Annotated in this window: 9 protein-coding genes and 2 pseudogenes; all 11 read right to left on the bottom strand. The window is 39.7% G+C overall.

What is annotated here, in order from left to right; translation table 11 throughout:
- Positions 1 to 73: 73 nt before the first annotated feature.
- Positions 74 to 322: a hypothetical protein gene (locus PGRAN_RS08330; protein ID WP_036066429.1), complete on the bottom strand. Its 249-nt coding sequence runs from the start codon at positions 320 to 322 to the stop codon at positions 74 to 76.
- Between the two features lie 28 nt (positions 323 to 350).
- Positions 351 to 1,133: an Lmo2079 family surface lipoprotein gene (locus PGRAN_RS08325; protein ID WP_036066428.1), complete on the bottom strand. Its 783-nt coding sequence runs from the start codon at positions 1,131 to 1,133 to the stop codon at positions 351 to 353.
- A 61-nt stretch (positions 1,134 to 1,194) separates the two neighbouring features.
- On the bottom strand, positions 1,195 to 3,870 hold the full coding sequence (locus tag PGRAN_RS08320; protein WP_077914637.1) for an alpha/beta fold hydrolase: 2,676 nt from the start codon (positions 3,868 to 3,870) through the stop codon (positions 1,195 to 1,197).
- Between the two features lie 153 nt (positions 3,871 to 4,023).
- Positions 4,024 to 4,305, bottom strand: a complete 282-nt coding sequence (locus tag PGRAN_RS08315) for an acyl carrier protein (protein WP_036066427.1) — start codon at positions 4,303 to 4,305, stop codon at positions 4,024 to 4,026.
- On the bottom strand, positions 4,293 to 8,681 hold the full coding sequence (locus tag PGRAN_RS08310) for a type I polyketide synthase (protein WP_036066426.1): 4,389 nt from the start codon (positions 8,679 to 8,681) through the stop codon (positions 4,293 to 4,295). The genes PGRAN_RS08315 and PGRAN_RS08310 overlap by 13 nt, the downstream gene beginning before the upstream one ends.
- Positions 8,674 to 9,258 carry an SDR family NAD(P)-dependent oxidoreductase gene (locus PGRAN_RS16285; protein ID WP_077914636.1) on the bottom strand — a complete coding sequence of 195 codons (585 nt, stop codon included), beginning with the start codon at positions 9,256 to 9,258 and terminating at the stop codon, positions 8,674 to 8,676. Before PGRAN_RS16285 ends, PGRAN_RS08310 begins: the two co-directional genes overlap by 8 nt.
- A 1,102-nt stretch (positions 9,259 to 10,360) precedes the next feature.
- Positions 10,361 to 10,463 (bottom strand): annotated as a pseudogene (locus PGRAN_RS17765) (hypothetical protein); the annotation flags it as partial.
- A gap of 504 nt (positions 10,464 to 10,967) precedes the next feature.
- Positions 10,968 to 13,604, bottom strand: a pseudogene (locus PGRAN_RS17760) (type I polyketide synthase); the annotation flags it as partial.
- A gap of 2,376 nt (positions 13,605 to 15,980) precedes the next feature.
- Positions 15,981 to 16,844: a nucleoid occlusion protein gene (gene noc, locus PGRAN_RS08300; protein ID WP_036066425.1), complete on the bottom strand. Its 864-nt coding sequence runs from the start codon at positions 16,842 to 16,844 to the stop codon at positions 15,981 to 15,983.
- Between the two features lie 194 nt (positions 16,845 to 17,038).
- Positions 17,039 to 17,755: a 16S rRNA (guanine(527)-N(7))-methyltransferase RsmG gene (gene rsmG / locus PGRAN_RS08295; protein WP_036066424.1), complete on the bottom strand. Its 717-nt coding sequence runs from the start codon at positions 17,753 to 17,755 to the stop codon at positions 17,039 to 17,041.
- Positions 17,756 to 17,764: 9 nt separating this feature from the next.
- Entirely contained in the window at positions 17,765 to 19,651 is a 1,887-nt protein-coding gene (gene mnmG / locus PGRAN_RS08290; RefSeq protein ID WP_036066422.1) for a tRNA uridine-5-carboxymethylaminomethyl(34) synthesis enzyme MnmG, read from the bottom strand.
- Positions 19,652 to 19,656 lie beyond the last annotated feature (5 nt).

The following is a 19,656-nucleotide window of genomic DNA, read 5'->3' as shown; positions in this document are numbered from 1 at the left end:
CGATAAAATATCGACAATGAGCAGTCTAATTTGACACTTCCTTTATGTTATCGCAACTACGCTCAACTATTTTTTACTTAAGTTGTTCAATGTTAATGTCCGCCATAAGTGCATCCAGCTCTTGTTTATTTACAATGTTTTTTTCACTTGGGAATGTCGGTATTTTCTCAAAGTCTACAAGTTCCATTGTGAGATCGAATTTTAGTTTCTGATTTGTTTCTTTATTTTTGTAATCCACTGCCATAACAAGTTTTTCAATACCTTTATCCGCATCTGGTTGCAAAGTCACGGTCATGCTGAGTTGTGTATTATCGTTTTTCATTAGGTTTTTGAGCGTTTCTTGATTGTTCTTATTGGTGGCATGCCATGTTTTTTTTTGCCTCAGATTCCGTTAAACCCGCTACTTTAGCATACAAGCTTATAAAATCTTGATTGGAATAGAACTCCTCTAGCCATGCATTCGCAAGTTCTGTGAGCTCCGTCTTGTTGAGCGTCAACGTAATCATTCCGTCTTCCGCTTGATAATTACTCTTATCTAAGCTGTTTAATTGTTTATAGAGTAGAACAACCGTTTTTTCCACGATAGCCTGAATTTGACCTGCTTGTATACCGGCTGTTTTTTCATCCATGGCTTCGCCGGTTACGTATTGTAAGATTTGTCGCAGATCAAGGTGCCTATCTTTTAAATTTTGATTATTCGTAAGCATCTCAGAAAACACAGAATTTGTTACTAAATCCAGCAGTTGTGTGACTATTGCTGACGTTTCGAAAAAGTCATTCGTTGGAATGAAAATTTGCCCAGTATTCCCATTATGAAAGGCGTGGGTAGTTACATCCAGCGCTGGAAATCCTCCAGTGTGAAGCTCAATAGTATTATAAGCTAGATCACGCTCTGTATCTCGCGATGTTTTGATTGTCAAATTACTCGCTGTTAATGCGTCTGGATTAAATGAATCGAGTGCGGAAAATCCAGCTATCTCTGTTGATTGCAGAGTGAATATAGAAGTATATTGCTTATTTTTAATGATATTTCGAAAAGATGACATGAACTCTGATTTCGGTGAGCTACAAGCAGTTAAAAGTATCGCTATCGATAGGACAATCACAACTAATGCGATGATGGCTTTCTTCATATAAATTTTCCTCCATTAATTCTTGTTATGCGGGTCCATGTATCATGTGTTACCTTAACCACTATTCCATTGACACAGCTTCAATTGGATCTAATTTAGCAGCTTTTCGACTCGGGGCCAAGGCTGCAAGTAAATTGATCAATATATTGATTCCAACTCCAAAAAGAATTTGTCCAAGTGAAAGTTGCACAATATTATAGGAAATATGTTCATAAACAATTGGATTGATAAGCGTTTGAGTAATGATAACTCCAATGACACCCAGAATAGAACTAAAAATCCCTAAAAAGAGCGCTTCGGATACAAATAAATAGCGTATGTCTTTTTTTCTGGCGCCTAGTGCTCGCAAAATACCGATTTCTTTAGTTCGTTCAGAAACAGAGATATACAGGACAACGATTACCATGATAGCAGAAACAAGGAGTGAGATCCCCGCAATAGCTGTTAAAATATAGACCGCAAGATTAATATAAATTGTTACTGTGTCTAAGATTGCACCAACTCCTGTAACGGAAAAACTTACTTTGCTATCTGCCTTCATATCCTTAATCTTATTTTGAACTGCCTTTACATTGGTGGTTTTATCGACTGTAATATTAATAAAATTAGGAGTCAGAGAAAGTTTGTTTTGATCATACATAGCTTCTAGTGTGTCGTAGGAGATAGCCGAACTGCCCTGCTCATCAGAAATACCTGAAACCGTGACTTCTGCTGAAATGATTTTCGGTACATCCGCAGCATCTAAAACTTGCAACGATAATTTGACCTTTTCTCCAATCAAATCTTTATAATTTTTATTAAGCTCTTTTGCTATTCCTTTTTCTAAAAGAATTTCATTTTTTACTGGCGGCTTACCTATTTTAATATCATTTTGTTTTATACTATCCGTAAGTGTTTGAAAAATAGTAGTTTGCGCCTTGTTTTCTGCATAATTTAGCGTGGCTCCGCTGGTAAAAACGCCTTTTTGCACATTCTTAACGTGTTCTAATTTTTTAAGTTTCTCAATATCTTGGCTATTTATCTCTTCGGAATGCTTTACTTGCTGACTATCTTCTCTTTCTTTTACCACCTGAAAGGAATTGGGGTTTACTAGATCGCTAACTTGTTTATTGATATAACCGTTTCCGCCCGCACCTAGAGCCAGCATTAAAAGAACTGAAAAAATACCAATACCGCCACCTAAAACAATGAGGAGGTTTCGCTTAATACCATACATCATGTGACTCCACGCCATTTTAATAAGGCTTGTAAAAGAAAGCGGCTTACTTACCTGCGCTTTTTGTGTTTCAACCGGATATGTTTCACGAAGTCGCTCTTCTTCTTCCACTTTTCCGTCAGCCAAGCGCACAATATAAGTGCCGTAATTAGCGACAGATTGCGAATGGGTAACTACTACAACTAATTTCCCAGACTTAGCGATATTGCCCAAAATCTCCAATACTTCTTTCGTATTTTGAGCATCTAGCGCTCCTGTTGGCTCATCTGCAATAATAATGCTTGGATCGTGGGCTAAGGCTCGAGCAATTGCTACGCGCTGTTTCTGACCACCTGAAAGTTGATTAGGATGTTTCCCCATATGTTGCTCCAAGCCGACTTGTTTTAGTAAATCCGTCGCTCGTGTAACCTGCTCTTCTTTCGTCAAGTTAGTCATTTTTAATGCGATTAACACATTATCTAGCACATTGAGATAATTGATTAAATTGAAGGATTGGAAAATGAAACCGATCGTATCTCGGCGGTACAAATCAAGCTCTTTCTCAGTGCTTGCTTTGATATTCTTTCCATTCACGACCACTTCTCCAGTATATTTATTGTCTAATCCGCCAATAATATTCATCAAAGTTGACTTGCCGCCTCCAGATTCTCCTAAAATAGAAATAAATTCTCCACGACCAATTTCTAAGTCAATCCCTTGGAGCACTGGAAATTCTTCCTTATTTAAATAATACGATTTCTGGATACTTTGTAATTTTAACAAGATAGCTCCGTTTTCTTCAGAAAGGAATTTAGTTAATTTTTGAGCAATCCATTTGCCCTTCTTAACTGGAAAATTATGATCCCCGGAAACAGTGCCTATCCGAGCATCGGGTATTCTTTTTTCCAATAGCTTTCCTGTTTGAATAAATGGAGACCGAGTACCGTATAATAACAAAACTGGTTTCTTTATCATACTGATTTTGTCTTCTGTTAGCAAACTTTGACTCGTAGAAATTGCATCAATCAGCTGACCTTGATTCATAATCTTATCTATTTTTTTCTCTGTTTGATCGGCTACACTATTTTTTACAGCTATCCCAACAGATTTTTTATACGCTTGAAGCATCTCTTCACTATTTAGGGATACATTTTTAAAATAGTCTTCATTTAAGAGAGGCGCATCAATTAAAGTAAGTGTTTTAACTCTCGTTGGATGAGTAATAGCCGTATACAGTGCCGTAGTTCCACCATAACTATAGCCTACAATATCTGCATTCTTAACATTGTAAAAGTCCATTATTTTGATCAGTTCTTCGGAAAGTGAGGCAATCGAAAAACCATCATCATTCCATTCACTCATACCATGACCTCTCAAATCATATAAGATAACGCGCTTATTTTTGGCTATTTCCGGTCCAATAGTCATGTAGTAAAGCGATAAATTTGTAAAAAGTCCGTGCAACATGATTACTGTTTCTTCTCCAGATGGATTTATTTCAACTGTATGAATTTTTCGTCCTTCTATTTCTATATAATCCATTTATTCTCCTTACTTCAGAAGAGAGAGGCACCGAGTTTCTACCACAAGCTCACGCCCAAACAGAAAACGGTAAATCCTCTCCATTCGATCAATATATTATTTTAACGCCTTAATGATACACGTTCTATCATTTATGAAGCCAACTGGTTAAAATCACTGTTTGTGGACAATAAACTCCACGACATCACCAACAGTCATATTCATAATTTTCCTCATTGATTTTTTAGAAATCCAGCCGACAAATTTTGTGCTCATATCGTATTCTTTTTTTACCTTCTCTGCGAAAACAACGATTTGAATACTGTCCATTTCTAAGTCTTGGACAAAACGGCTGGATGGGGCAATCTCAATAAATTCAGCTACGTCTTCCCCAATGATATCTACAATGAATTCCTTTAATGTCAAGAATACTTGCTGTCCCTTTAAATTGTCCATCCAACCACGTACTTTCCTTCAACAACAGATGTCTTCACACAATCATCATTCACGTACAGGTTATTATTTTCAACCTTCGTGACTTCAAATTTTTGTGGCTGTCCTTTAAAGCCCGTTCCTGCTTTTTTAGCACTTGCTTCTTTAGCTACCCAGAAACGGATGATATCTTCTGGCTGGTTTCCTAGTTTTTGAAGAATAGCTCGTTCTTTGTCCGTGAACGCTGCATTCAAGAAATCCGCATTTTTTTCTTCAATGAATTCAATGTCTATCCCAACTGCATGATCTGCTACCATAGCTACACCAATATTTTCTTTGTGAGCAATCGATACATGATAATTGTCTGCTTTATCTCGACTCATTTCATGACCTCGCACAACCGGTTTTCCTTGTTCGTCATGCTCAGAAAAGATCTCAATTGGATAAATCATATCTTCTTTGTCTGCCGCTATATGGTGACGCACTGCATCTTTTAAAGCAATCCGGCTGATAAGGAACTGACGCTGTAATTTGGAAGATTCTAGTGACTCTGACATTTGTCTGTCCTGCTCGTTCAAATACCGTTTCGAAAGCAATCCTAAAATATTCTCTTGGTTGGTATTATTGAACATGAATACGCCAGGCTCTAGTTGTTCTGCCAGAATGTTCTTCTGCGGTTTCAAGATAACATACCAAACAGGTAACTGATTCTCAAATCGCTGGCAAACAAAGTCTTTTGCAACTGACCAAACTTTGCCTCCGCGTTTTAAAATCATATTTCCTGCAATGACAGATTCACTCATCCGAGTAATTTGTAGGGTGTGCTCAAATGTACCTTGTTGGTCAAATATATCTTCATATAAGTCCATCTCTTTTAAGCGTACTGGGAAAGAAATCGTATTCTTCTTGGCAGTCAAATGTAAAAATAGACCTAGTTGTTGACCCATAATATCAAGTAGAGAACCTTTTCCTTCTCGTTTTTCAGCAGAAGTTAGCATACCTCTTGAGGCTACTTTCGACACTTCTTTACAAGAATGATACTGAGGTCCATGGAAGGAGAATAGATCATAGAACTCTTCACTTGTATATGGTTTCATAATGCTCTCGCCAATATCAATTTTACCAACGTACTCTTTTGGTTGCGCTGGCCATTGGTCTGCAAACACAAACTCTGCTTTAGCATACGAACCGAGTTGTAATGAAATCGTATCTTCTGATAACCATTTTCCAGCTACTGTTTCATCAAATGGTTTTTCTAAGCCAATCCATTGATATGCAGCTACATTCCGAATTTTGATCAGCTTTTTACCTGGCATTCTTTTCTTGGCAATCTCAGATAATAATTCAATCGTCATGGTGAATGGTACGACAAGATTTAGATCTTCCTGATTGTCCCACCATTTTGGCTGACGAACAATCGAATGGTCGACCAGATAAGGATGATCTTTAAAATCCAGGGATAACGGTTCTTCAAAAGGTGCTAAATTTCTCGTCTCTTTTGTCTTAGTTACCGAACGGCTTGGAACAGCCGCGCGCTCTTTGCCACCAGAAGCTTGTATCCGTTTTTCAAATAATTGTTCTATTTCTTTCTGAACTTTCACTGCATCACGGATATTGTCCTGAAGCATCGCTGGGATCGGCATCTGATGCTCCTTATTTAAAGAAGCTTCTGAAAGAGTAGTGAAACCATCTTCCCCGTATCTTTGTGCAACTGCCTCTTTTAATTCTGGTAAATCAGTGATAATGCTTGGTGCGCCGCGTGGAATCACAAATAAACTATTATCTACTTGGTATGCCGGCTTTACACCTAAGAAAGTAGGATCTATTTCTTTTCCTTCCACAAAAAGTAGCGCTTGAACTCTGCGAAGTTGGTCTGCACCATCACGCATGGAAACATTGGCTTCTATCGCGCCGAAATCTTTGCCCTTCAACGTATCTTCTACAAAATTCGTTAATGGTCCTCGCCCAATTTGAATAAAAATACGCGCATTTTCTTCTTTGTAGAGTTTTTCGATTAAACCGCGGAAATATACGGGTTTAAATAGTTGCTCTGAAACTAATTCTACGTATTTTTCTTTTTCATGAGGGATGCATTCAAGCGTAGCAGAAGACCAAACAGGAGCTTTTCCTTTTTTCACTTCTACATGTTCTAAAAATTCTTTATTTTTATCCATACTACCCGCAATTAGAGGGGTGTGCCAGCCTACAGAAATAGGCATTTGGGTATAAAAGATGCTTTGTTGATCGAGCAACGAGCATAATTTTTCAACGGCATCATGTTTTCCACTAAACAATACTTGGTTAGGACAATTATCATTCGCCATGTAAAGTTCTGGAATTTCATTGCACCATTGTTCAGCTTTTTCTAAGCCGACACCACTTACAGCAATTAGAGGATAGTCGACTAGCTCATCCCAATCTCGCATAATTTCGACCATTTTATTGCCGTTTCCTTCTACCATCTGAGCGTATCGTACAGCTTGCCATTCCCCGATACTATGCCCTAAATACATATCCGCTTCAATGTTCAGTTTATCCAGCGATTGCGTGGTCACTGCGTTAATATGATCCGCTAAAATAGAAGCTCTATCTGTTTCTTTATTAATATCTAACGCACTCACAAATTCATTTGTGCTGGTTGCGGGCGTACCAATAAATTCTTCCATGCTTGGTAAATCAAAGCTGTCACTAAGAGAAATAGTCTCGCTTTCCCAATTTGGATTGAAGCCTGGGAACATAAAAGCAATCTTACCGCCGTTTAACAACATTGGATTATTGCTATACCAAATATCAAAACGACTATGCCAAGTTTTTCCTTTTTCAATAATAGAGATAGCGCGTTCTATTCTATCTTCTGTCGGGTCAAATATAACAAGACGATAGTTCCCGCCCGTATTCGTATAGTCTCCCTTTTTTATTTTTTCAATGAGCTGCCCATTGCTTTTTGCAGAAATCATTAATGCTTCACCAAAATATGGTTTCTTACGTTGCGGTTTGGCATCTGCTGGCGCTTCATATGCTGTGAGGATGGCATGTGCGTTAATTCCGCCAAATCCAAAAGCGTTGACACCAGCCACTAATGGTAATTCACTTGCTTTCCAATCCATAAGTTCTTGTGGTGGCATAAAACGTGATTCAAACATTTCGGGTAACGGATTTTCACAATGCAAAGTTGGTGGTATCTTTTTATGATAAAGAGACAGAGCCGCCTTGATGACACCAATCATTCCAGCTGCGGGCATCGCATGACCAATATTCGATTTAACAGACCCCACATACGCTTTTTTATGGTTGTTATCTCCAAAAAAAGTTTTCAATGTCGTAATTTCTGTTTTATCCCCTACAACCGTTGCTGTTCCGTGAGCTTCTATATAGCCTAATTCTTCTGGATTCATCCCAGCTTTTCCCCATGCTTTTTCTAAAACTCTTACTTGGCCTTCGACGGAAGTAACCGTTACATGCGTTCCAGCTCCGTCACTACAAATAGCCGATTCTTTGATGACCGCATAAATTTTATCGCCATCTTCTTGTGCTTTTTTCAAGGTTTTTAAAACGACAAATCCTCCACCTTGACCAACTAATAATCCGTCGGCATCTTCACTGAATGGCGCAATTTTTTGTTTTCTGGACATAGCTCCGAGCATATCAAATGCTCCCCAGAACATGGCACTGTGCGCGCTGTGCATTCCTCCTGCAACAGCGATATCGCACTCACCGCTACGCAATAATTCCATGGAGTGGTTAATCGCGACAATCCCACTGGCACAAGCCGCATCAACTGTGTACGCAGGACCTTGCATATCAAATTTGTTAGCCACAAGCGAGGCTACCAGGTTAGGCATTGTTCCAATTGCCATATCTGCTTGGTAACGTCCTTGCTTGCCTTGATAAGCCTCTTTTACTTTTTCTAAATCTTCGTCTTTCAATTCTGGTAAAGTTGTTTTAAGAAGAGAAGTAAATTGTCGCGCCATACGAATAATTTCAAGACTTCGTAGCGGAACCACTCCAGAAAAATTTCCTTTTCCAATAATGATACTGCCTTTTTTAAGAGAGATTTCTTTCTCGAATACACCTGCATCGGCAAGAGCTTGTTCAGCTCCTGCCATTGAGATTAGCTGATCTGGCTCTATGCCATCAGCTGCTACAGGTAAAATACCATACCGAAGAGGATCTACTTTAAATGCTTTACTAAAACCGCCTCGCTTACAATAAAAACGGTCAACACCATTTGGAGTCCCTTCAAAGTGATACGGATCGATAATATCGCTAGGAGCATCTGTGATAAAATCTTTCCCTTGAGATATCCCTTGCCAAAATTCTTCCACGCTATCTCCGGCTGGAGAAAAGACCGACATGCCAACAATCGCAATATCTTGGTTAGTTGTCTTCTTGTCAGACATTTGTCATACTCCTTTTCTCCGCTATCAGCGCCTCATCGATAAAATTAGCCATATTTTCCTCTTCTCCCGCGATGGCTAAAACGCGTGCATTTGTTCCATGGAAAATTTCTTTCACAAAGAAATCTCCGCCTTTATCTAACTCTATAAAGCTGATTCCTTTTTTACGGAACTCACTTTCTAATCCTGCGTCTACCATACCCGCACCCTTCCAAGGTCCCCAGTTAAATGATTTGATAACCATTGTTGGGTTCGCGGTTTGGAAATTGGTTATTGCAGCATCCATCGCACTGTTTCCAGAAGAATAATCACATTGACCTGCGTTGCCGAATGCAGAAGAGATAGAGCTAAATAGAACCAATAATTTTAATTCTGTCGCTAGTTCTTCCATGATGACCTCTAATGGCAATACCTTTGTGTTATAAACACGTTCAAAAGAAGCCAACTCTTTGTTTTTAAATAATTTATCTTCAAGAATTCCAGCTGCATGAATGACACCGTCTATTTGACCATATTCTTCTTTTACATCCGCAATCAATTGACGCAGCTCGTCTTGGTCTGTTACATAAGCTTTTTTTATACGTTACTTTGCCTCCGCTTTTTTCCACGAGAGCGATCGACGAAGCTATTTGTTTTGTTTTAAAAAATTTCTTTTGCTTGCACTTCAATCTCTTTTGGTTGTTTCATGCCTTCTACTGTAATTAAGTGTTGGCGAATTTCTTCGATTGTTTCTAAATCTTTATGTGCTTCATTTACGCCGTTAAATTCTGTTCTTCCGACTAACACATAGTGACATGGGCACTCTTTTGCAAACTTAGATAGTAAGTGCGGTGTTATACCTTGAGCACCACCTAATGCTAAAACAACAGATTCTGGATTTAATGCAAGGGCTGATTTGCTTAATTCTTCCTCATTTAAATTGACTATTTTAGGAACAACTTTAAAGCGTTCTTTTCCTTCATAAACAATTTCTGGATAGTTGTTTTCAGAAGCTAATTCTTGGAGCACAATCGCACCCAATTCTTTGTTATCCAATACACCCGTTACCGTTATGGAACAGAAATCAATATCCGCGTACTCATGAGCAAGTGCTTTAATAAGCCCTGCGAAACCTTCTGGTACCACGTTTTCTTCCTTACTTGGCGTATCATCTAATGCAATAACCCATTCTAACGGAGTCATCTCAGATTGTTTCAACAAGTTAAATAGTTGTTTCGCGCCAGTCTGTTCTTTATTTTCAACAGAATGAATCATGATTAACCCGTGACACTCGTTCAAGGCCATCTCTTCCACTAAACCGGCATTGGCTCCGAGCTGATCCAACGCATCTATGATCTGTGTGCCTAAATCTGTATTTCCTGTAGCTATGGCAAACATTTTACCTTTGACACGATCCAAGTTCATTTCATCGATCGGAGTTGAGGTTTTTTCTATGATCATGCGAACAACATCATTTTGTAGTAACTCTTCTTCTTTGTCCGTGGAAGCTAAGTGGTCTAGCGCCGATACTCCTTCAAATTCTGTAGAACTTGAGGTCGAAGCAGCTCCTTCTTCCACTGATTTTCCGATTTCCTCTATCCAGAAAACAAGATCTCTAAATTTCTTAATAGAAATCATCTTCTCGAAAAATTCATCCATTCCGCCATCTTGGCTTTCAGGTAAGGCTACACGCTCTCCTAAAGCTCCGATGATCTCCATTTTCTTAATGCTGTCGATACTTAAATCAGCTTCTAAGTCCATATCTAAGTCCAACATTTCTATTGGATATCCTGTTTTCTCACTAACAATTTCTAAGATAATATTTGCTATTTCTTCAGAAGAAAGGCTTGCAACCTCTGGAAGGCCACTGGATTCTCCCACTACCTCTGTTTCCGTGAGCTCAATGAAATTATCATTTTGATGGAGCGTTTCAGGAGCATTGCTATAAGCAACTTGTCTACGCTCTGTTGCCATGCGTGGAGAAATATCTGGGCTTCCTAAATACCCCAACATTACATCTCTTTGATCTTGAACCATTGCATTCATATTATCTAAATATGCCATAACAATGTCTTCTGGATTACCAGATCCTGAGTAATTTTTCTTCAATCTATCCAGTGAAAGAATCTCTCCTTGGACTTGTTTCCCGGCATGAGCAGGTAGTTCTCCTTTTTCTGGCATTGCAGCTCGACCATCTACATTCCATACAGTTGCATTCTTTTTATATTTGTCCGTATTTTCTAAATCAATCAACGTGACCTTCCTTTCTTTAAACATATTTTCCATATTTATAGTTCTGCCTGTTGTCATATATTTAGCTAAAGCTTGCAAGAAATAGGTTACCCCTTCTTCATTCGAGCGTTCTACTTGAATAGGAACAATTTTATCCGAATCTAGCGTCTTATTAACCAAACCAACAAGTGTGCCACCTGGACCAACTTCAACAAAAATACGTGCACCATCTTCGTACATAGCTTCGATTTGTTCCACAAAACGAACTGGTTTTACGACATGTTCTGCCAATCGTTTTTGTATAGCTGCTGGGTCTTGTGGGTAGGTTTTAGAAGTCGTATTTGACCATACTGGCAAAGTTGCTTTCTTAAATTTAACTTTACTCAATGCTTCGGCAAAGTAACCTTGGGCATCTGCTAACAAAGGGCTATGAAACGCGCAGGATACATTGATTTCAGTGTATGAGATTTGCATTTCTTCTGCTTTTTTAACGAACAATTCCATTCCTTTTTGGCTTGCTGCAATAACAGTTTGTTGCGGAGAGTTATAATTAACTGCCCAAACTTCTTCTAATTCTGCAATCATCGCATCGACTGTATTTGTGTCGGTATGAACAGCTGCCATTTTTCCAGCATCTTCACCTACTGAGGCCAAAATAGCTTCTGCACGGCTTTCACTTAATTTGACCAAGTTATCTGTATCAAATACTCCAGCGAAACGGAGTGCAGGAAGTTCCCCGTAACTGTGGCCTGCAACCATATCTGGTTGAATACCGAACGCAGTCAGCAATTCAGAAATGGCCGTATCCACGATTCCAAGAAGAGGTTGTGCATTTTTTGTATCCTTTATTCTTTCTTGTTGTGCGCGTCTTTCTTCTGGTGTGAAGGCCTGGTTTGGGAACAAGATTTCCTCGTACTGTTCATTCCCTTTTAAAAGACTGCGCAATTGTGGGAATACCATAAATAAATCTGCTGCCATATTGATACGTTGGCTTCCTTGACCAGAGAACATAAAGGCCACTTTTCCATCTACTTTCGCCAGTTTTTGAATATTTTCATCTGTTTGACCTTCTTTAGCCATCTCAATGCGAGCCAGTAACTCTTCTCTTGTTTTAGCTACAATGACATATTGAACAGTTTTGTCTTGGCCATATTTAAAGGTAGAGTAAGCAATGTCTCTCAATTTCAACTTATCATTTATTTTGTAAACAGATCTAACTTTTTTCATTAATTCAACAGCTTCTTCTGGTGTTTCTCCAGAAAAAACAAATAATTCAGACGGCCAATGCTCGATTGGAGTATCAGCTACTTCGTTGTCATAATTTTGAATAATCGTATGGAAGTTGGTCCCACCAAACCCAAAACCGCTAATTCCTGCAATACGACGTTCTGCATTCCAGAAACTCGATTTTTCAGTCCGGAAAGAAAATGGGCTACTAGGGAAGTATGCTGCATTTGGCTGATTTAAATGCAAAGTCGGCGGGAATATACCGTAGCGCACACTGTTAACAGCTTTCATTAAGCCCGCAACCCCAGCGGCACATTTTGTATGGCCGATTTGAGATTTTACTGATCCTAACTTGATGCTACCTGGTTCTGAACCACTGTCTACGAACAAATCGGTCAGTGCATTTAGCTCGATTTGATCCCCTACGGCAGTACCTGTCCCATGCGCTTCAATCAAGCCGACGTCTAAAGGATTAATTCCAGCAGTTTCGTATGCTTGCTCTAACGCTTTTATTTGTCCTCTACGACTTGGTGCTGTGAGCCCTAAGCTTTTTCCATCACTACTTGCTCCTATACCTTTAATAACAGCTAAAATATTGTTGCCATCTTGTTTTGCATCTTCCAATCTTTTTAGAACGACAACTCCAACACCTTCTCCAAGAGCTATACCATCTGCACTTTCATCAAAAGTCGCGCAACGCCCTTTTTTAGACAATGCAAATGTGCTAGAAAACATCAAGAAGTCATAAATACTGTTATGCAAATCCGCCCCACCTAAAATAACCATGTTGGCTTTTTCTGTCGTTAGCTCTGATAAGGCTATATCTAAAGCAGCTAGCGATGAAGCACACGCGGCATCTACTGTGAAATTACGTCCACCTGTGTTCAAGCGGTTAGAGATTCTCCCAGCAATAACGTTTGATAATACTCCAGGGAACGAATCTTCTGTTAATCTTGGTAAAATTTCTTTGGCCTCTTCTGGCAATTCACCAAGCAATTGCTGTAATCCCGCTCGAGATCCGTAAGATGTCGCCAATTCTCCTGCGCCTTGAGCACCGAATATGACAGAAGTTTCTTCAAAATCACCATTGTCCAGGTCTGAATACCCAGCATTTTCTAATGCTCGTTTCGTCACAAGTAGACTCAATAATTGAACCGGTTCAACGGCTGCTAAAGATTGTGGCGTAATTCCAAATTCCAAAGCATCAAAGTCATGCTTACCTAAAAATCCGCCCCACTTAGAAACTACGTGATCTGTATCTTTTGTTTCAGGATCATAAAACATCTCTTTAGACCAACGCTCATCTGGTACTTCTGTTATGCAATCTTGTCCAAAAACAATATTGCTCCAATACTGTTCGTTATCCTCGGCACCTGGGAAAAGTCCTGCCATACCTACAATAGCTACATCAACCGATTTAGAATCATTCGTTGTACTTTCTGGTAGTGCAATCTTATCTGTTATCGCTCTACTACCTTCACCAATCATTTTATGAATTTCTTTGATAGGACGTATCTTATTACTAAAAGCAGTAATAGCCCCAGTCATAAATAAACCATTTTCAAGCTGTTCTTCCGACGGTAATGGAACAAGTTGATCCCCTTGGCGCTCTATGCCTTTTGAAGCGATCCGAAGCCTCCCAAGATTTAGGTCTTCCAGTTTAAGAAGTAATTCTCCTGAATCCATGCCCTCCGCTATCATTCTTGCTTTTTCTGCATTGAAAAAATCGGTAAAAGTCGATGGCGCACAACGCGTATGTTGTCCTTTACCGGCATCAAGAATCAACGTTTGATTTTTTTCTACTAAAATATTTTGATATGTGCTCGTAATTGCTTTACGTTCCACAATTTCGTTAGAATACAAATAGGCTGTTCCACATAATAAGCCAACTTTTACATCCCTAACTGCTAAAGGAGCGGTCATAATACGAACAAACGCAGCTGATAAATCATCATGAATACCACCAGCAAAAAACGCAGTTACCTCTGATGGCTTGTTAATTTTCAATATTTTATTGATTTGCTTTTCCCATAAAATCGTAGAATAAATAGATCCAACATGCCCGCCGCTCTCTCTACCTTCAAAGATAAACTTACGCGCACCATCTTTAATAAACATATCCAAAAGACCAGGCGCAGGTGTATGGATTAAAACTTTAATACCCGCATTTTCAAATACTTTAGCTTGTGCTGGTCTACCGCCTGCAATTAAAACATGTGTAGGCTTTGCTTTTAATATCAATCGTGTCTGCTCTTCCAATATCGAAGGATAAATGAAGCCTAAAATCCCCACACCCCAAGGTTTATCTCCTAAAATTTCAGCTGTTTTTTCTAGAGCATTTTCTGCGACTTCTCCAGAAAGCATGCTCATGGCAAAAAACGGTAATCCTCCACCCAATGCTACATCATCTAAAAATTCTGGTATATCACTGACACGCGCCATCGGACCTTGCGCGATGGGGTACTTTATACCCAATTCTTCAGAAAGTGCTGAATCTTGTCCAAATGTATCGTGTTGTTTTGCTTGTTTCACATGCGAAACAATCGCGCGAGAAATAGCTTTTACCAAATATTTCAGATGCCTATATTCGCCTACCAAGTCAACAGCTAGCAATATATCTTGCCCTAACGTTAGCTGCTCTTTATTTGGTAATATATAAAATTTATAACCGTCATTGTCTTGAATTTCGTTGCCGCTCAGATGACTAAGATGTTTTTTATCTGCCTCTGGAAGGGAGCATTCAGGAAATAATGCTACTTGGGAATCCATAACAATTCCTGCTGCACCAAGAGCACTGTAAGCTGCTGCACTGTGTACACCTACTCCACCTTGAATGAAAACTTCCACTTCTTTACACAACTCATTGATTTGTTGGAACATCAAGAAAGATGTTTCATTTCCACTCAATCCAGCCCCTTCTGCTCCCTTGATAATTAATTTGCTTGCATTCTGATATACTGCTTCTTGCGCTTCTTTAACAGAATGGATCTGCCATACCACTTCTTGCTCTTTACTATCTGGAAAGCCCCACGGCTGAATAACTGTTGTTGCATTTATTGGCAATTCTATATCTGTCATACTTAGATCTGAAATACAAACACCAAAATGGTCTATCCTCATCGCTAATTCTTTCAATGCTTCTTTTGCTTGTTCCATATTCCTGCCCAGATGCAAAACAGGAAAACCTCCAGCTTTTTTAACCTCCACTGCAAGTCTTACGTCTGGTTTTTCAAAAGGGGTTATCACCCAAAAATTTAAATTCATACCCTACCTCAACTTTCTTAAACTACGTGCTAGGATGAATGATACCAAAAAATTTCTCTTTAATCAATGCATTATTTTTTTTCTCGAATTAATCTAATTCATTGGATTACACCGTTGATTGAAACTCGAAAAAATAGATATAGTACGATAAATTACTTAACTCCATAAAAAGGGGAAAGGGATAAAAAAACTTAAAAAGGACGCATTTTTATAGAGCCGTACGTCAGCCTTAGCTTTCAAAGTTGACACGAGTTCTGAAGCTATGTTATCACTGTGTACTTCTGATGCGAGCTAGCCCCCTTAACAATTACTATTTACGCAATATATCGAAAGCAAGAAAAACGTAGATATGAAGTCAGTCCGTTTGATTTGAAGGCGATAGAAAATGTTGATTAATCTACGAAAACAACTCTGCCATGTTTCCCTGAAAGTTGATTAATATCATCAAAAAAAATTTTAATAAATTGCAAACTAGTAGCTCGATGTACTTTGAAAGCATTTTCATTGGGAGACTCTTTTTTTACCTACTGTTTTCAATTGTGAGTTCGAGCAATAAAAAAAAACAGAAATCCTGTATTTCGGAGATCTGTTTTGGAAAGTTCATTTTGTTTTTTGTTTTGGAATTTGGATCGTGATTTGATAATAATCATCAGACTCTTCCTCTTCCATTTGTAAATTCATTCCATTATCTTGAACCATCGTTACCGACTGCTTAATCGTGTTGACCGCTATTCGAACGTCACGGCTGATCGCCTGGCGTTTCGGTTTTGCTTTTTTGGGTTTTGGTTTCGCAATTAGTGTTTCAATATGTTGCTCCGTTTCTTTCACGTTCCATTTGTTCTCGATAATTTTTGAGAGAACCTCTAATTGTTGCTCTTCCGTCTCTAAAATAAGTAAGGAACGACCATGACGCTCTGAGATTTGTTTATTTAAAACGGCTTGCTGCGCTGCTTCAGGTAATCTTAGTAAACGTATTTTATTGGCAATTGCGGATTGACTTTTACCAACGCGTTGAGCTAGTGCTTCTTGGGTTACTTCTTGCATGTCCAGCAAGCTTTGATAGGCTTTAGCTTCTTCGATTGGTGTCAATTCTTCGCGCTGCAAATTTTCAATCAAGGCGATCGATGCTACTTCATCATCTGCCAGGTTTTGAATAATAGCTGGAATGCTGTCCCATGCTAATGAAGAAACAGCACGAAACCTACGCTCACCAGCGATAATTTCATATTTTTCAGGCTCATATTCACGCACAACAATTGGCTGAATAACTCCATGAATACGGATCGTTCTAGCTAGTTCTTCAATTTTGGACGAATCAAAGACCGTTCTGGGCTGATAACGATTTGGAATGATGGCTGCAACAGGAAGTTCCACGATTTGTTGCGTAAACTCCTCCACGGTTTCTTCCGTTTCAATCTCAATATATTCCTTATCTTTCTTTCCGAATAAGCGCGAAAAAGGCATTATCAAATCATCCCTTCTAAATGTTAAGCATGAATATTGTCCAACATGTCGACAAACGCTCATTTCAGTGGACATCTCGAACTCGGGTTCGGGTTCGGCGAGATGTCTACGGAAATCGGTTGTTCGATAGTTTGTAACTTCACCTTATCTACTCTGTCCATTTTAGCAGAAAATTGTTCATAAATATATGCTTTTTATTCAATTGGCTGTTTGTTTGGCGTACCAGCTTTGCGCGGGTACTTGTTTGGCGTCTCTTTTACTTTTTCAATCAAATATAAATTGCGTTCGCTTTCTTCGATTGGTAAGGAAAACGCGTAGTGATCTTTGACCTTCCCGCCAAGTGTTGCGATCGCTTTCGCTCCGATTTTCAGCTCTTGCTCGGCCTGCATCGCCTTCATCGCTAGGAAAAAACCGCCTTTTTTGACAAGCGGTAAACAAAGTTCCGTCAGCACACTCATTCTGGCTACAGCACGAGCAGTAACCAAGTCAAAGCTCCCACGAAACGCTTTATCTTGGCCAAATTCTTCAGCTCTTGCGTGGTGGAAATGGATATTATCCAGCTTCAATTCCGCAGCAAGTGCATCTAAAAAGGTAATCCGTTTTTGTAAGGAATCCACGATGGTTACATCCAAATTTGGGAAGCAAATCTTGATTGGAATACTTGGAAAACCCGCACCCGCACCAACATCACAAACCGTTCCTACCTTTTGAAAATCAACATAAAAAGTAGCCGAGATTGAATCATAGAAATGCTTCAAATACACTTCATCGCGATCTGTAATTGCCGTCAAATTCATTTTTTCGTTCCATTCTACAAGCATCTTGAAGTATATGTCAAATTGCACCATTTGTTCATCTGATAACTCGATACCTTTTTGCAATAACTGTTCTCTAAACTGTTCTGGATTCACGTTTTTCCCTCACTTTGTTTTCGCGATTTTTCCTTGCTCAATATAAACTAACAAGATGGAAATATCTGCTGGATTAACACCTGAAATACGGCTAGCCTGCGCAATCGAGAGCGGTTGGATTTTTTTCAATTTCTCCAAAGCTTCTGTTGCTAAGCTACCAATCGCATCATAATCTATATTTTCAGGGATTTTTTTGCCTTCCATACGCTTCATTTTTTCCACTTGGTTCAATGATTTCTCGATATAACCTTCGTATTTAATCTGAATTTCGACCTGTTCTTCGATATCTGGAGTCAATGATGTTTCACGTGGAACAATTCCCATCAAAATATCATACGTAATCTCCGGGCGTCTCAAGAAATCCGCAGCTAAAACGCCATCCTTGAGCTCCGTGCTACCCATATCAACTAACATTTTTTGAACAGCCGCAGTCGGTTTGATACGTGTCGTTTTCAGTCGTTGTTTTTCAGCCTCAATAGCTTCACGTTTCGCTACAAAACGAGCATAACGTTCATCACTGATTAGACCAATTTCATGACCAATCTCTGTTAAGCGCAAATCGGCATTGTCGTGGCGTAACAACAAGCGATACTCCGCACGAGACGTCAATAAGCGATATGGCTCATCCGTTCCCTTCGTTACAAGATCGTCAATGAGAACACCGATATAGCCTTGATCGCGCCCAAGCACAACCGGCTCTTTCCCAAATGCACGGCGCGCTGCGTTGATTCCAGCCATTAAGCCTTGTCCTGCAGCCTCCTCATAGCCACTTGTCCCATTCAACTGACCTGCCGTATATAAATTCTCGATTCGCTTCGTTTCAAGCGACGGCCACAATTGCTCTGGCATCACTGCATCATATTCAATGGCATATCCAACACGCATCATTTCCACATTCTCAAGACCAGGAATCGTCGCCAACATATCGCGCTGCACATCCTCTGGCAAACTCGTTGACAAACCTTGCACGTAAACCTCTTCCGTATTACGACCCTCAGGCTCTAAGAAAATTTGATGGCGCGGCTTATCGCTAAAACGCACAATCTTGTCTTCAATCGACGGGCAATAACGCGCACCCGTTCCCTTTTTAGTTGCGGTGAACATCGGTGAACGATGCAAATTCTTCTCGATGATTTGATGTGTCGCCTCATTCGTGTACGTCAACCAACATGGCAACTGATCCATAATGAAGTCCACCGTTTCATAACTAAATGCACGCGGAACATCGTCTCCAGGTTGCTCTTCCGTTTGCGAATAATCGATCGAACTCGACTTCACACGCGGCGGTGTACCTGTTTTAAAACGACGCAACTCAAAACCTAGCTCTTCCAAGTGCTCAGAAAGCTTGATAGACGGCTGCTGATTGTTCGGACCACTCGAATAACGCAGTTCCCCGACAATAATCTCACCACGTGAAAATGTCCCCGTTGTCAACACGACCGTTTTCGCGTAATAAATCGCGCCGCTGTTCGTGATGACACCTTTACAAACACCATCCTCCACAACAAGACGATCTACCAAGCCTTGACGCAGCGTGATATTTTCTTCTTTTTCAATCGTATGCTTCATTTCGTGTTGATAATCCCATTTATCCGATTGCGCACGCAACGCACGAACCGCTGGACCTTTTCCGGTGTTTAGCATCCGCATTTGAATGTGCGTTTTATCCGTATTTCGTCCCATTTCACCGCCGAGCGCATCGATTTCACGCACAACGACGCCTTTTGCCGGTCCTCCGACAGAAGGATTACAAGGCATGAACGCCACCATATCTAAATTAATTGTGAGCATCAATGTTTTCGCGCCGATTCGACCACTAGCTAAGCCCGCTTCCACGCCCGCATGTCCCGCACCAACAACAATCACATCATAATATCCCGCATCATAAGTTTGCATATTTT

It is taken from the genome of Listeria grandensis FSL F6-0971 (genome assembly GCF_000525835.1).
In the GTDB taxonomy this organism is placed as follows: Bacteria; Bacillota; Bacilli; order Lactobacillales; family Listeriaceae; genus Listeria_A; species Listeria_A grandensis.
The sequence above is the reverse complement of the archived record's forward strand: the minus strand, read 5'-3'. Positions and strand labels throughout refer to the sequence as shown.